Source organism: Mesorhizobium sp. WSM4989 (genome assembly GCF_029625795.1).
Taxonomy (GTDB): Bacteria; Pseudomonadota; Alphaproteobacteria; order Rhizobiales; family Rhizobiaceae; genus Mesorhizobium.
In genome coordinates this window covers 1880117-1893936 of record NZ_JARTVN010000001.1, presented here as the reverse complement: position 1 = coordinate 1893936, position 13820 = coordinate 1880117, and the positions used below count along the sequence as shown (strand labels likewise).

Genomic DNA, 13820 nt, shown 5'->3' with positions numbered 1-13820 from the left:
GGAACGACATGAGCAAGGCTCTCGGCACATTCGCATTGGTCACGGTTCTGAGCGCCTTGCTGATGGCGCTGTCGCTGGCGGTCGCCAAGCACGGCTACCCTCAAGGCGCCTTCGGCGTTAAGCGCCTCGACGGCATTGCCGACGCGGGTTCGTTCCTGGCCATCGCCGCCATTTATTTCTTCAGCGCGCTGTTGATGATGATCCTGCCCATCCGCGCCGCCGGGGTTGTGCTTACGCATGCCGCCGACGCGATCTTCTGGGCAACGATCGTGCTGTTCGCCGCCATTGTCGGTTCGCTTCTCGCTCGATGGGCGCTCGGCCAGCGTGAGGTGCCTTGGACCCTTCTCAACTGGCGATTCCTGTTCGTCCCGGCGATCGTCGGCGCGCATCTCGCCATGAATGAGCTTCGCCGCAACATCCTGCTCAGAAGCCTGTTCTTCGTCATCTTCGCCGCGGTCACGCTCGCCTGCCTGTTCTGGTCGTTTTCCGTCTGAAGGAGGCCGTCAGGCCTTTGTCGTGACAGGGCGCGGACGAAGCCGGTGGACTTCCACCGCCGCGCGCCTACCTTTATCGAAAGCTTCTCGGGTAGACGTTTCCGCAGACCATGGCTATATCATTTGTCTGACAAATGACCGGCGCTTTGCCACGCCAGCCAATCTCGAAGAAACAAGCCAATCTCGAAGGAATGAAGATGACCGTGCTCCGCAAGAACCTGATCGACGGCGAGTGGCTGGGCGAGGCCGGCTCGCGCAACATCAACCCATCGAACACCAACGATGTGGTCGGCGAATACGCCTCGGCCGGGCCGGAGGAGGCCAAGCAGGCCATCGCGGCCGCCAAGGCGGCCTTCCCGGGCTGGTCGCGCTCCGGCCCCCTGGCACGCCATGCCGTGCTGAAGAAGACTTCCGACGAGATCATGGCACGCAAGGACGAGATCGGCCGGTCTCTCGCCCGTGAAGAAGGCAAAACCCTGGCCGAAGGCGTCGGCGAAACGATCCGCGCCGCGCAGATCTTCGACTTCTTCGCCGGCGAGACGCTGCGACTGTCGGGCGAGATGGTGCCGAGCGTCAGGCCCGGCATCGGCGTCGAGATGACCCGCGAAGGCGTGGGCGTCGTCGGCATCATCACGCCGTGGAACTTCCCGATCGCCATTCCCGCCTGGAAGATTGCGCCGGCGCTGGCCTACGGCAACACCATCGTCTTCAAGCCGGCGGAACTGGTTCCCGAAAGCGCCTGGACCATCGTCGACATCCTGCATCGTGCCGGGCTGCCCAAGGGCGTGCTCAACCTCGTCATGGGCAAGGGCTCTGTCGTCGGCCAGGCAATGCTCGACAGCCCGGACGTCAACGCCATCTCCTTCACCGGCTCGGTCGGCACAGGCAAGCGTGTCGCCGCGGCGAGTGTGGAGCATATGCGCAAGTTCCAGCTCGAGATGGGCGGCAAGAACCCGCTCGTCGTGCTCGACGATGCGGACCTTGCGGTGGCCGTCGATTGCGCCGTCAACGGCGCCTATTTCTCGACCGGCCAGCGTTGCACCGCGTCCTCGCGCCTCATCGTCACCGCAGGCATCCACGACCGCTTCGTCGACGCCATGAAGGAGCGCCTGGACAAGCTGGTCATCGGCGACGCGCTGGACGCCAAGACCCAGATCGGCCCGGTCGTCGACCAGACCCAGCTCAAGCAGGATGAGGACTATATCGCCATCGGCCGCCAGGAAGGCGCCGAGCTCGCCTTCGGCGGCGAGCGGCTGGAGCGCGAGACTCCCGGCTTCTATCTCAGGCCGGCGCTGTTTACCGGCGCCACCAACGCCATGCGCATCTCGCGCGAAGAAATCTTCGGCCCGGTCGCCAATGTCATCCGCGTCAAGGATTATGATGAGGCGCTGACTGTGGGCAACGACACGCCGTTCGGCTTGACCTCCGGCATCTGCACGACAAGCCTGAAGCACGCGACGCATTTCAAGCGCAACTCCGAAGCCGGCATGGTAATGGTCAACCTGCCGACGGCGGGCGTCGACTTCCATGTGCCGTTCGGCGGCCGCAAGGGCTCGAGCTACGGCCCGCGCGAGCAGGGCCGCTACGCCATGGAGTTCTACACCACCGTCAAGACGGCCTATACGTTCGCCGGCTGACGGGCAGGCGTCATGACGTCCGACTTCGCCGGAATGGCCTGGCTCAACCCGCCGCCGCGCCATGTGTTTGGCGACGGGACGCTTCATGTCCGCACCGGCAAGGAGACGGATTTTTGGCGCGAGACCTTCTACGGCTTCCGCCGCGACAATGGCCATTTCCTCTATCGTCCCGTGGCGGGCGACTTCAGCGCCGAGGTCACCGTCAAGGGCGAATACAAGGCGCTCTACGATCAGGCCGGCCTGATGCTGCGGCTCAGCGAAACGCACTGGATCAAGGCCGGTATCGAATACACGGACGGCCTCGCCTATTTTTCCGTTGTCGTCACCAACGACGCCTCCGACTGGTCGCTGGTCAGCATTCCGACCGACCCCGACGGCGTACGGATTCGTCTGACCCGCCACGCCGAAGCCATTTGCGTTCAGTACCTCGAAGCCGCGGACGGCCGCTGGAAACCGGTGCGGCTGGCCCATTTCCCGGTCTCGCGGAGCGTCAACGTCGGCATGATGTGCTGCTCGCCGCAGCGCGAAGGCTTCGAGGTGATGTTCTCGGGCTTCAGCGTTGGCCCGCCAATCGCGAGAGAGTTGCACGATTGATAGTGGCGCGGCGCTGCCCGCGCGCACCTGCGACGCTGCCCTCCGCGGCCGGCCGTTTCTGGAAGGAAACTGGGAAAGACGGGCCTCACCAAGGGACGTGCTGTATCTCCAGCCGCGGCAGTCCGATCGGCCTGATGCCGAGATCGTTCGCCAGGGCACCGAAACCCTCGGTCTCGATCAGGTCGCGATAGGGGATCTCCGGAAAGCGAAGGCCGCCGCGATGCAAGGCGGCATCGACCAAGAGCATGGTGCCGCCGACACCGTCCAGGCCGATGCTGTCGAGGTGGCGGACATCGCTCATATGCAGCCTTGCATGGGTGTGCCGCGGAGGCTGATAGAGACCGTCGTGAACATGGCGGAAGTAGTTATGATCTCTGTTGTGCCGCACCGTGACGAAACTGTTGAGGTCGAAGCTGTCGCCGCCTGGGACTTTCACGCAGTGCGGCGCGACGATGCGGTGCCCCCTTGCAATCAGCCGGGTCACGACATCCGCTGGAAAACGCCAGACATCGATGTCGATCCACAGCGCCCAGTCGTCCTCGTCTCTCAGCCCATGATCGATCAGATGGTTACGCACCTTGGCGATGCCGCTGCGCCTGAAGCGTTGCAGCTGCCGGTTCGCTCGCTTGTCGCGATCAAGCTCGGTGCCGAGTTTTTTCCGCAGCAGCACGACATCGCGATAGTCCTTGCCCAGGGCCGCAGTGGCGCCTTGCAACCGCTCCCAGCTGCCATCTGAACTGTCGCCTTCGCAAAAGACGAGCTTCATCTTGTCTTTTGGGAAGTCGAGCTGCCGCAACGCGGCGAGGAATGGCTCTATGTGTTGGGCCGCATCGCGCAGCGGCACCAGCACGGCGAGGTTGGATCCCGATGGCGGCGGCGCCGCGATGGCCGCTTGGCTGACGCTTTGCCGGGCGGCTTGCTCATCGGAAACAGTCCCGCGCGTCAGGCGGTGCCGGGCCTGGTAGATCAACTTGCGCAGCCTATGCCGCAACCGGGTGGGCCTCTCCGGCGTCCACCATGTGCCCGCCCAGTGGTGGATCGACAACGTCATGCCGCCGCTGCCCGCCCGCTTTCCCGACGAATCGAGAGGCGAGTACAACTCGGCCGGATGGATCGCAAACGCCGTCTGGTCTGGATAGGCGAGTTGCGCGGAGGTAAGCACGCAAGGCCCGGTGGCGTCGATCGCCTGTTTTGCGCGGACGAGCCCGGGCAGGAACGACAGCAAATGAAGCCAGAACGGGTGCCCCGGCGGGCTGGCCATGGTCCCGTTGAACAGAAGGTAAGGCAATCCGCGAAAGTCGGCCTGGAGGCGTGCGTGGGCGTCCGGCTCCGTGCAGAACACGATCCGATCCTCGCCCAGGATCGGATCGAACGGCGCCACGCATTCGCAATCGATATCGGCATAGACGCCGCCGAAATGGTGGAGAAGCAGATAGCGGCCCGCGTCGGCGCGCAGGATACCATACTCGTAGCTGCAAAAGGTCGGCAGGAAGCTGGGATAGTGTGCGGCCACGAACTCGAGCAAAGTCCGATCGTTCCAGAACATCATCGTCCAGTCCGGATGATGCCGCTTCCAGCTCTCAACATAGCCTTGGAAGCGGGCCGGGACGATGTCGGTCTTCCACGTCTGGTGCAGGATTTTCGGGATCATCCGCGGCTCACGGCTTGAACTTGGTCACAGTCGGCGTCGACGCGGGTGGCATCCAGGCCCAGGCCCTGACCGACGGCCTCGCGGATCGCTTGCGGCCCGAACCGCGACCATGCGGCGTCGTGGGCCCGGGCGCGAAGGCTGGCCATGCGCGCATCGTCGGAACAAAGTCTGACCGCCATGTCGGCCAATCCCTCGTCGGTGTCCGACAGAAGCACCTCGTCGCCCTCGATCAGGTCGAGACCCTCGGCTGCCAGCGGCGTTGCAATGACCGGGACCCCCCAGGCCATTGCTTCGAGGAGCTTGATGCGCGTGCCTCCGCCCATGGCAAGCGGGACGATGCTGAGATGGGCAACGGACAACAGAGGTCTGATATCGTCCGGATCCTCGACCAGACTGACCCCGTCCAGTCCTGCCAGGGCGCGAACGCGCGACTCGGGCGAACGCCCGGCAAGAACGAGCTTCGCGGTCGGCAGCGTCTGGCGAATGCGGGGCAAGATGGTGTGCCCCAGCCGCTCGGCGGCGTCGACGTTCGGCTGATAGCTCAGATGGCCAACATAAAGGATGAGCGGAAACGCATCCGAGACGGCTCGTTGCAGCGGCAGTAGCCGCGGCAGATCGTCCGCTCGCGGGATGCCGTTTGGCACGATGTGGACGGGGACTTGCGGCCGGACAAACGCCTCCAGCCGCTTACGGTCCCGTTGCGAGCACACCCAGATACGGTCGACGATGGCTGCCGCCTTTCTCTCGAGCGCCCTGAGGTCTGAGGAAAACGGCCGCCAACGCTTCTTGCGCGGCAACTGACCGGCGAGATCCGATTCGACATTGTGCATGTCCAGAACGAGTTGCCGGACCATCGGCCGCAACGGAGCGAGAAATCTGAACAGACCAACGCCTTCGACGACAATAGTATCCGGGCGAAAATCCGCCACGAGCGCCTTGAGCCGCGCCAGCGCCGGGAGCGGTATCCGGCTCTCGCCCTTGGCCCTCCAGCGGGCGAGCGAAGGCGCTCGCGGTTCGGGCTTGTTGATAAGCTCGGTCACGCGAATGTCTGGCCCGGCAGGTTGGACGTCGCTGCTTCGCGGCAGGAGCGAGGCCAGGCAGACCGGGCCGAACGCGGCTGCCGCCATGGCGTTGCCGAAATTCCTGAGATCGGCGCCGGACCTCGGCGGAAACGGCGGGTCGTGGCATATGATCAGCGTGCGGCGCGACGTCGCTGAATTGGGCATTGGCGACATCCTAGCCTCAGTCTCGGTCAGTCGCCCGATTCGGATCCTGGCCAGATATCGCATCGCCTTCCAACTGCGGCCCAGCTCCTTATGCGCTCGGACCGCGCGCATCATGCCGCCAGCATCGGCGAACTTGCGGTGCCTGATCAGCTGTCGGGCGATCCGCTGAGCTATCCAGGCCTTGCGCCACTGCACCGCCTCCCGTTCGACGCCGGCGGCAGCCAGCCCGTTCAGTTCCAGCGCTATGGCAAGGAAGGTCCTGCGCGGTGCCGTGATGAAGCGGCGCGCCATACGTTCCTCGTCATGGTGGTAGAGCAGCACCGGGGTCTCGACGGTAACCACGTCGGCACGGGCCAGCACGGCGGTCCAGTAGCAGGTGTCCTCATCGAGGCCGATCGTTTCCGGAAAGCGGAGGTTTGCGGTCGCCCAGTCGGCGACCAACGCGCTTCCCATCGCGATTGGCCACACTTCGTTGCGAAGGTAGTGTCGCACATTCTCTCGCCGGTCCGCGCCGTAGCCTTGCGGTGCCTTGAGCTTGTCCGGCCGGCTTTTTGTCCGCCGTATGCTGGCCCCGACGGCAAGGCCGGCGCAAGGCCGGCCTGCCAGCGCCGCGCTCAGCCGCGACAGGCTGCCGGGCATCACCTCGTCGTCGGCATCGAGAAAGAATATGGATGTGCCGCTTGCCCGCTCGAGTCCGACATTGCGCGCGGCGCCCGCTCTGCGCAGTTGAACGCCCACCACGTCCAGCGGCAAGCCGTGGCGGTGCGCGCTTTGCCTCGCCATCGCAGCCGTCTGGTCGTCCGATCCGTCGTCGACCAAGAGAATCTCGCGGATGACCGCTCTGTCGGAGGCCAGACTGCCGACTGCCGCTTCGATGGTTGCAGCCGCATTTCTTGCCGGGATAACGACGGTAATGTCAGCCGCCACAGGTGAGCCGCTCATTGCTGTTCGAAGAAGCCACGCTTGAGCAGGCGGTCATAGCAATGCTTGAGCACCGACACCGGGCGCAGCGAAAGACTGTCAAGATTGCCCACCACCTGAGGTTCGATGTCGAATGGCGACTGGCCTTCGATCCAGCTGTAGGAGGAGCCGTCCTTCAGCACCGACGGGCAGCCCACGACATAACCGCCCAGCGCCTTCGCGTGACCCACCCGGCGCAAGCCGAAATGGAGGCTGGAAGAGATCACCGGTTCCCGCGTTCTTAGATAGACATGAAATCCGCTCGGCGATTTTGCTATCGGCGTGCCGTCCGCAATCGCCTTGTGACCGGACCGCCAGGCACGGTAGCCGGCGTCGTCATCGAAATCGAGGATCATCAGGTTCGCAAATCCGCCCAATATGCCGACATTGCCGGCAAAGTCGCCAAACCAGCGCGCGATGTCGCTGCGGCCCGGCGGCTTCTGCGCCAGTTGGAAGGTGATGGAGGTGAACGCCAGTTCCTTCAGGTCCTTGCGCAGCGTCCGCAGGTGCAACGGATCATACTCCATGGCCGCGAGGTCGAGATGCTTGCCGCCGGCACGAAGCGGCAGGCAGATATAGCCGCGCTCGAACAGCCTTATGGTATAGTCGGTCAGTGCCCCAGCCTGCATCCGCCAATGTTCCGGGATCGAGACGTTCCCGACAATCTGTTGGGCCGAACGGTGCGTTCGTCAAGCGCCGGCGCCTTCGCCGCGATCGCCCGCACTGTCGTCAGACATTCTTGATCGACTTCCAGTGACTTAGCCGTTCTGCGATCAACTCCACGCGCCGCTGATTGTCGTTCCCGTCCAGGATGGTTAAGTCCTGCGGATCGGCGCGCAGATAGACGCCGGACGTTCGCGCATTCACCTCCGGATTCGTGTCCGAACGTGTGGTGAAATATCCGGACGCGCGCTCGGCGGATTCCAGCCGGATTTCGCCTGTCCCGTGCAGCTGCGGCGCGTTCGCGTCCAACGGCCGTTCCCCGTTCCAATAGTAGAAGATGCCCGAAGACTCTCCTTTCTCCTTCGACGCCTCGCTCCAGTATCTGGCCGACAGGCTGCCATTCTCTTGCCATGAGCGGCCGTTCAGCTCCAGCGCGCCGTTGCGGTCCCGCGAGATCCTGAGCAGACTGACCGCGGAAGGCTCCCTTGCTGTGCGCTCTGACAGGGAGAACTGCCACCAAAACCCCTCTATGCGGGCGACTCGCCCCTCATTTTCGATGGCATTTCGCAGTTTTTGATTGATCGCTCTGGTCTCCGCGGCGGTCGCTGCCTCGCCGTAGCGTACCGACGTCAGGCCGAGCAGATCGCTGGGAAGCTTGGCACCATTCGCATGCAGGATGAAGGTCCGGCGCATGCCGAGAACCCCGCCGAACAGGCCGGCCTCGAAAACCACATTGTCTCGCGGAGAAGCCTGGGCGGGAACAGTGGTGGTCGATTCCGGCTGGCTCGCGCTCGTCCAGTCGTCCTGGGCGAACACGAAAGCGGCGAAGTCGACCTCGCGCGTCAGCTCGAGGAGACGCCCCAGTGTTGTCGTCCCGGGATTGAAGGATGTCGTCCAAGGTTCGACATTGGCAATATCTTCAAGGCCACGCTGCAGCGCCTGCAACAGCTTCTTCTGTTTTCCTGACGAGCCCAGGAAGATTCGCGGTTTGGCCATTCGTCTCTCTCCGGCGCAATAGACTCCTCACAGCGTAGGCGGTTGTCCTATCTCATTGCAACGACCGCATTACCATGGCACGCCTCCAGCTACACCTCCGCGCGGTGCTGGAAGAACTGCAGGAAGAGCTCGCGCTCGGTGGTGATGCTCGGGGACCTGTTCTCGCATGAGCCATAATCGAAATCGATTTTCGGGAAGGATCATCCGCCAACGAGCAACAGGCCGCCCCATTCCGGCCTTTTCGCTATGCAATATGCCTGTGATAACGCCTCTTTGCCCGTGGCAACATTTCCGGTTGAGCCACCGGCGATAGGGCGATAGATTATGCTGCAGTGCACAATGAACCCGGTAGGGCCGAACGTCGGCTCGTGCCGGCTATCAGACACTGAACCGCGCTAACTGTTGTTTACGCAATTCCCGACGAAAGACAGTCACACACTTTTCCTGGAATTGCTCCAAGGCTGAACGGACGAAAAATCCGGCATGAAGATTCCAAAATCCATTCTGCTCGATCCGGAGGCAAACAAGGCCTATGGCGCCTTTGCCGTCGCGGTTTCCGTTCTTGCCTTTGCCTATTCCAGCAATTTCGGTCAGGTCCTGATCCTCGCCTATTACGCGGTCTGGCTGCCGCTGTTCTTCGTCGACTACCGGCGTTTCACCTGGAAGCTCTCAAACGCTTGGCTGCCGATACTCTTCGCGACCTATGTCTGCCTGTCGGTCTTCTGGTCGCAGGCCGCCGGCATCAGCGCGCGTGCGGCGGTGCAATATTCCTCGCATATCGTCTGTGCCTATATCGCGGCCCGCACCATCAGCGTGCGGACGCTGGTCCTGGGATCGCTGATCGGGATATTCGTCGTCCTGCTCTACTCGCTGAAAGTCAACGCTTACGCGCTGGACATAATGGACGGCACTTTCAATTTCGTCGGCGCCTTCGCCTCCAAGAACCAGGTCGGGTTCTTCTCGTCGTTCGGCATCTTTTTGTCTTTCGTCTTCCTGATGTTTTACCGGCGCAACTGGCTGAGCTTCTTCTGGACCGCGCCGATCATCCTGATGTCGGCATACATGCTGGCAATCTCCCACTCGGCGACATCCGTCGCCTCGCTGCCGGCGGTGCTCGGCATCGTCATCTTGCTCACCATGAGCAGGGTCCTGTCGCGGCGCTACCGCCGCGTGCTGTTCGTGGTCGGCGGCGGCGCGTTGGTAGCCGGCGTGGTGGCCGCGCTGAACCTCGGCCTGCTGGACGTCGTGCTCGGCATCTTCGGCAAGGATTCGACGCTGACCGGCCGCACCTATCTCTGGCAGCAGGGCTGGGAGGCGGCGCAGCTGCACCCGCTGCTCGGCTACGGCTATGCCGCCTACTGGGTGCAAGGGTTCGCCGATCCGGAACGGTTGTGGGCGGAGTTCTATATCACGACCCGCACCGGCTTCCATTTCCACAACACCTATATCGAGACCCTGGTCGAGATCGGCTTCGTCGGCGTCACCATGCTGGCGCTGATCATCCTGCGCGCCTTCTACGGCCATATCTCGAAGGTGGTGTTCGGGGTCTGGAGCGCCGATTCGGTGGTGCTCGCCGGCGCCGTCGGGCTGATGCTGATCCGCTCCTTCTTCGAGGTCGAGATCCTCGGCCCTTATTTCATGGCCTCCTTCATCGTCTATTATGGCCTGTTCAAGCTGACCCCGCTGCCGGTTGCCCGGCGACGGCGGGTTGCCATTCCTGTCCAGGATGAAAAATCTGCCAACGGCCACATGCCGGCGCCGGTCTGATCGCGGTTTTCGCCTAGTCCCCCGAAAGCGAGAACCGGTTTCGGGTCAAGGACATGCGTAAGACCAAAAGCCTAAAAGAGCACGGAGCAAATCTGAAGGATTGCGACGCGATTTAGGCCACGGCTCGCGAGCGCTGCATTTGCCGTTGCAGGAAGCGGCGCACCGGCTCGTCATAGACGCGGGTGGCAATGTCGGCGATGACGATGACTACAACGGCCATCACGATTCCGAACCAGGGATGATGCGCGAACGGGTCGACCGACGCCGCCTTGCCGGCCCCCGCGATGATCATCAGCATCGGCGTGTGGATGATGTAGATCGGGTAGGAGACCCGCCCCAGCCAGCCATAGAAGCTAGCCAGCCGCGGCGCCGTGGGTGCCACCGCGCCGGTCACCACCATCAGCGGGAACACGACGGCGATAGAGGCGAGGTCGTAGGCGACACGCCCGGCAGCACCCGCAGGCGCGATGGCGAAGACGATCAGCGTAAGCAGGATCGCGGCCTCGACCCACCAGCCGCGCCGCAGAAAGCCGAGGCCATCCTGGTAGCGCGCCATCGACCGGCAGAGCAGCACGCCGAGGAAGAAGGAGAACGACACGCGCGGGAGCCCGCTAATGATGGTCTTGCCGGTCATGCCGAAATCGAGCGTGCCGGCAAGTGCCGAGGCGACGATCAGCAGCACCAGGCTGACGGCTACCAGCACCGTCAGCACACGTTTCGACAGCAGGAAGAAGACGGCGGCATAGGCGATGTTGACGATCAGCTCGAAGAACAGCGACCACGAAGCGGGATTGAGCGGAAAGATCGTATGGTAGGCATCGCCGACCAGCGGAATGAAGAGCATGCCTGTCGTGAGCTGCGTGCCGATCTCCGACAACGGCATGTATTCCGTCGCAATCAGCCTGTTCTTGACCAGCAGATAGAAGCAGCCGAGCAACGTGCCGGCGAGGTAGAGCGGGTAGAGGCGTATCAAGCGGATGGCCAGGAAGGTGCCGAAGCCCATGCCGTTCTCGATCTTGCGGTCGTAAGCGTGGGCGATGACGAAGCCGCTGAGCAGGAAGAACAGGTCTACCGCAAGATAGCTCGACGGCAGCACTTTGCCGTCGGCCAGAAAGGGCGAGAAGTGATAGAGCATCACGCTGATCGCCGCCACGCCGCGGATGGCGTCGAGGTTCAGGTAGACGTGACGCGGAGCGGCAGGCTGCATTCTATGCCTTCAAGCGGTCCAAACAGATTGCTCGCCCGCACCTTGGCGCGAACGAGCCTGACTTGTTCCTCCCGCGGACCGCGCTGAGCGAGGCCCGGGCGCCCGGCTACTGGCTGGCCATGGGTGGGCCGCCGGCACTCGGCGCCAGCTTCACCTTGATGACGTCGCCCGGCAGCACCGGCGTGTCTTCCTTGGCGTCGATCTCGCTGGTCTTGCCGTCGGCAACACGCACCAGCGAATACAGCAGGGCCGGTTCCTGGCCGCCTGTTATGGCAGCCGCCATTGCGGGATCCGAGGCCGCGGCGATCAGGCCCTTCTGCATGGCAGTCCTCAGCGTCGCCTCGTTCAGGTCGGCCTCGGCCTGCTGCCGGCTCGCGGCCAGGTTGGAATTGAGCGTGTTGCGGGCATCGATGGCGTCCTGATCAGCTTTGCTGATCGACTGCTTGGCGGTGAGGATGGCCGTCTCATAATCCAGGATCTTGCCCTGCAGGTCCGCCACCGACTGTTTCGAATCGAGCAGTCGCGCATTGGCGACAAGGCCCTTCTGGGCCAGCGGACCGATGCTGGTGAGCTGCTGCTGCGCCAGATCCACTTGCTGCTGCTGATTGGCGATTTTCTTCTGCAGCGATTCGATCTCGCCTTCGAGCACGCCTTTCAGGTCATCGAGCGCGTCCAGCTTCAGCTTCAGCGCCTTCTGGTCGGCCGTGAGGATCTGCATCTCGTCGGCAACGATGGCCTGCGTTCTCGGGTCGTCCGCAGCCTCCTTCGGAATCTCGAAGCTCGTCTTGCCGGCAAGGTCTGCGTCGATGCGGGCACGCTTTATGATCAGCCGCAGCCGCTGGTCGTCATAGATATCGAAACTGCCCTTGGCGGTGACCAGGTCCTTGCCGAGCTGAGGGCCGTAATCGGCGTTGCGCCGGATGCCGCCGGCGATGCTCACCGCCTTCAGTACCGTAAGGTCCGGCACGTAGGGGAACTGGCCAGGGTTCTGCACTTCGCCCGAAATGTAGAATGGCCGGAACTGCGCCATCTCGACCGAGGCTTCAGGCTTGTCGGGCAGTGCCAGCTTGCGCTGCAGCGCGAGACCGATCGCGGCAGCGATCTCCGAGGTCGTCTTGCCGGCCGCCTGCATCTCGCCGACGAACGGTACCGAGAGCGTGCCGGCGGGGCCGACCGAATAGTCGCCGTTGATGGATGACCAGTCGCGGAACGTGCCGTCGACCGTCTGCCACTCGGCAATGCGGATGTTGAGCTTGTCCTGCGGCCCGAGACGATAGTCTCCAGCCACCGCCATGGTGGGAATCGCAAGAGACAGGGCAAGCGCCACGGCCGCAAATCGGCTGGGCGCCTTGGAAAGGAGTCCGAGGGGGTGGTTTTTCAATGAACGTTTCCGATCCGCGTTAGCCCCATCCGCCCGATGAGATTACTGCCGGACGCCTGTCCCGAGATTGGCGGGACAGGCCTGGCGGTCAATAGCTGCCGCGCGCCATCCACACGGCAGGCACGGTTTTGACGATGATGCGAATGTCCTCGACCATCGACCAGTTCTCGACATAGTGGCGATCGAAGGCGACGCGCGTGTCGTAGGACACGTCGTTGCGCCCGCTCACCTGCCACAGCCCGGTGAGGCCCGGGCGCGACTTCAGATAATAGACTGCGGCGCTGCCGTAGATCTCGAGCTCGTCGCGTACGACAGGGCGGGGCCCGACCAGGCTCATGTCGCCCTGCAGGATGTTGATGATTTGCGGCAGCTCGTCGAGGCTGAGCTTCCGCAGCACCGCGCCGACACGCGTCACGCGCGGATCGTCCTTCAGCTTGCGCGTCGCCGCCCATTCGGCGGCGGCATCCGGATTCGCGGCCAGGTGCGCGGCGAGCACCTTCTCGCCATCCTGCACCATGGTGCGGAATTTGAGGCAGGCAAAAATCCTTCCGCCGCGACCGATCCGCTTGTGGCCGTAGAAGATCGGGCCGCGGTCGGAAAGCTTGACCAGCAGGGCGACCATCAGGAAAAGCGGGCTGAGCAGGACCAGACCCGCCAGGGAACCGACGATATCGAAACTGCGTTTGAGCAGACCGCCGATGGGGGGTGGAAAATCAATGCCGGCCTGCGAAAAACCCGCATTAGCCGGCTTGGCGACGTCCCTCATGCAAAAGCTCCATACGTTGAACGGATGGTTTACGGCACGATACCAAAAAAATGCTGCAGCGCAACACACAATTTCCCATTCGCGTGAAATGTTCCCGTCATGAATTGATCAAATAATAAACCTGCCCTGCCCAAATTTTGGCCTTTGTGGCATGTTTATGACAAGGTGAGAGGTTTTTTGGGAGATGTAGTACAGCTTTCAGGCTGATTTTGGGCAATGCATTCTTTGCTGCAGACGAACGACGGTTGCACGTCGTAGGAATCACTCGCGCAGGTAAGTTCTTCGCATTAAATACTGGTTAATGTTTCGGGTTCTACTGTCGAGGATTTCGCTATAGTGAATAGGTGGCGATGCAGGGGTGTGCGCCGCAGCATGGCAGAGTCGATGCCGCGAAACCCTTGACTTGATGTGCATTTGGCCTTGCCGCAAAGGTCTCGCCTTAATAGAGTGGCAAACTGTTGCTGTCATAGTCTGGATG

At 62.8% G+C, this 13820-nt stretch carries 11 protein-coding genes; 4 read left to right on the top strand and 7 right to left on the bottom strand.

Annotation, left to right across the window (positions count from 1 at the left end):
* The first annotated feature begins 8 nt into the window (after positions 1-8).
* From P9217_RS09120 to P9217_RS09110, 3 genes are all read left to right on the top strand, one after another.
* The gene (locus P9217_RS09120) at positions 9-494 is read left to right on the top strand and encodes a hypothetical protein (protein WP_278086170.1); all 486 of its coding nucleotides are present in this window, start codon (positions 9-11) and stop codon (positions 492-494) included.
* A gap of 197 nt (positions 495-691) precedes the next feature.
* A complete protein-coding gene (locus P9217_RS09115) occupies positions 692-2131 on the top strand; it encodes an aldehyde dehydrogenase family protein (RefSeq protein WP_278086171.1) in 1440 nt (479 codons plus the stop codon).
* Between the two features lie 12 nt (positions 2132-2143).
* Positions 2144-2725 (top strand): DUF1349 domain-containing protein, encoded by a 582-nt coding sequence (locus P9217_RS09110; protein WP_278086172.1) that lies wholly within the window; start codon positions 2144-2146, stop codon positions 2723-2725.
* 85 nt (positions 2726-2810) lie between these two features.
* Here the strand turns inward: P9217_RS09110 and P9217_RS09105 are convergent, their stop codons facing one another.
* From P9217_RS09105 to P9217_RS09090, 4 genes are all read right to left on the bottom strand, one after another.
* Positions 2811-4376 carry a glycosyltransferase gene (locus P9217_RS09105; RefSeq protein WP_278086173.1) on the bottom strand — a complete coding sequence of 522 codons (1566 nt, stop codon included), beginning with the start codon at positions 4374-4376 and terminating at the stop codon, positions 2811-2813.
* Entirely contained in the window at positions 4373-6544 is a 2172-nt protein-coding gene (locus P9217_RS09100; protein WP_278086174.1) for a glycosyltransferase, read from the bottom strand. The genes P9217_RS09105 and P9217_RS09100 overlap by 4 nt, the downstream gene beginning before the upstream one ends.
* Positions 6541-7191: a bifunctional DNA primase/polymerase gene (locus P9217_RS09095; RefSeq protein ID WP_278086175.1), complete on the bottom strand. Its 651-nt coding sequence runs from the start codon at positions 7189-7191 to the stop codon at positions 6541-6543. The genes P9217_RS09100 and P9217_RS09095 overlap by 4 nt, the downstream gene beginning before the upstream one ends.
* 100 nt (positions 7192-7291) lie before the next feature.
* Positions 7292-8221 carry a TIR domain-containing protein gene (locus P9217_RS09090; protein ID WP_067324214.1) on the bottom strand — a complete coding sequence of 310 codons (930 nt, stop codon included), beginning with the start codon at positions 8219-8221 and terminating at the stop codon, positions 7292-7294.
* A gap of 483 nt (positions 8222-8704) precedes the next feature.
* Here P9217_RS09090 and P9217_RS09085 point away from each other — a divergent pair, with 483 nt between their 5' ends.
* Entirely contained in the window at positions 8705-9988 is a 1284-nt protein-coding gene (locus P9217_RS09085; protein WP_278086176.1) for an O-antigen ligase, read from the top strand.
* 112 nt (positions 9989-10100) lie between these two features.
* Here P9217_RS09085 and P9217_RS09080 read toward each other — a convergent pair whose 3' ends face one another.
* The 3 genes from P9217_RS09080 to P9217_RS09070 all read right to left on the bottom strand — a co-directional run bounded on the left by P9217_RS09080 (position 10101) and on the right by P9217_RS09070 (position 13342).
* A complete protein-coding gene (locus P9217_RS09080) occupies positions 10101-11195 on the bottom strand; it encodes an acyltransferase (protein ID WP_067324218.1) in 1095 nt (364 codons plus the stop codon).
* 106 nt (positions 11196-11301) lie between these two features.
* A complete protein-coding gene (locus P9217_RS09075; protein ID WP_095777021.1) occupies positions 11302-12489 on the bottom strand; it encodes a polysaccharide biosynthesis/export family protein in 1188 nt (395 codons plus the stop codon).
* Between the two features lie 175 nt (positions 12490-12664).
* Positions 12665-13342: a sugar transferase gene (locus tag P9217_RS09070; RefSeq protein WP_067003431.1), complete on the bottom strand. Its 678-nt coding sequence runs from the start codon at positions 13340-13342 to the stop codon at positions 12665-12667.
* Positions 13343-13820: the final 478 nt, after the last annotated feature.

Excerpts from the sequence above, each read along its gene's own strand:
- P9217_RS09120 (WP_278086170.1), top strand. The coding sequence starts at position 9 with ATGAGCAAGGCTCTCGGCACATTCGCATTGGTCACGGTTCTGAGCGCC.
- P9217_RS09115 (WP_278086171.1), top strand. The coding sequence starts at position 692 with ATGACCGTGCTCCGCAAGAACCTGATCGACGGCGAGTGGCTGGGCGAG.
- P9217_RS09110 (WP_278086172.1), top strand. The coding sequence starts at position 2,144 with ATGACGTCCGACTTCGCCGGAATGGCCTGGCTCAACCCGCCGCCGCGC.
- P9217_RS09105 (WP_278086173.1), bottom strand. The coding sequence starts at position 4,376 with ATGATCCCGAAAATCCTGCACCAGACGTGGAAGACCGACATCGTCCCG.
- P9217_RS09100 (WP_278086174.1), bottom strand. The coding sequence starts at position 6,544 with ATGAGCGGCTCACCTGTGGCGGCTGACATTACCGTCGTTATCCCGGCA.
- P9217_RS09095 (WP_278086175.1), bottom strand. The coding sequence starts at position 7,191 with ATGCAGGCTGGGGCACTGACCGACTATACCATAAGGCTGTTCGAGCGC.
- P9217_RS09090 (WP_067324214.1), bottom strand. The coding sequence starts at position 8,221 with ATGGCCAAACCGCGAATCTTCCTGGGCTCGTCAGGAAAACAGAAGAAG.
- P9217_RS09085 (WP_278086176.1), top strand. The coding sequence starts at position 8,705 with ATGAAGATTCCAAAATCCATTCTGCTCGATCCGGAGGCAAACAAGGCC.
- P9217_RS09080 (WP_067324218.1), bottom strand. The coding sequence starts at position 11,195 with ATGCAGCCTGCCGCTCCGCGTCACGTCTACCTGAACCTCGACGCCATC.
- P9217_RS09075 (WP_095777021.1), bottom strand. The coding sequence starts at position 12,489 with ATGGCGGTGGCTGGAGACTATCGTCTCGGGCCGCAGGACAAGCTCAAC.
- P9217_RS09070 (WP_067003431.1), bottom strand. The coding sequence starts at position 13,342 with ATGAGGGACGTCGCCAAGCCGGCTAATGCGGGTTTTTCGCAGGCCGGC.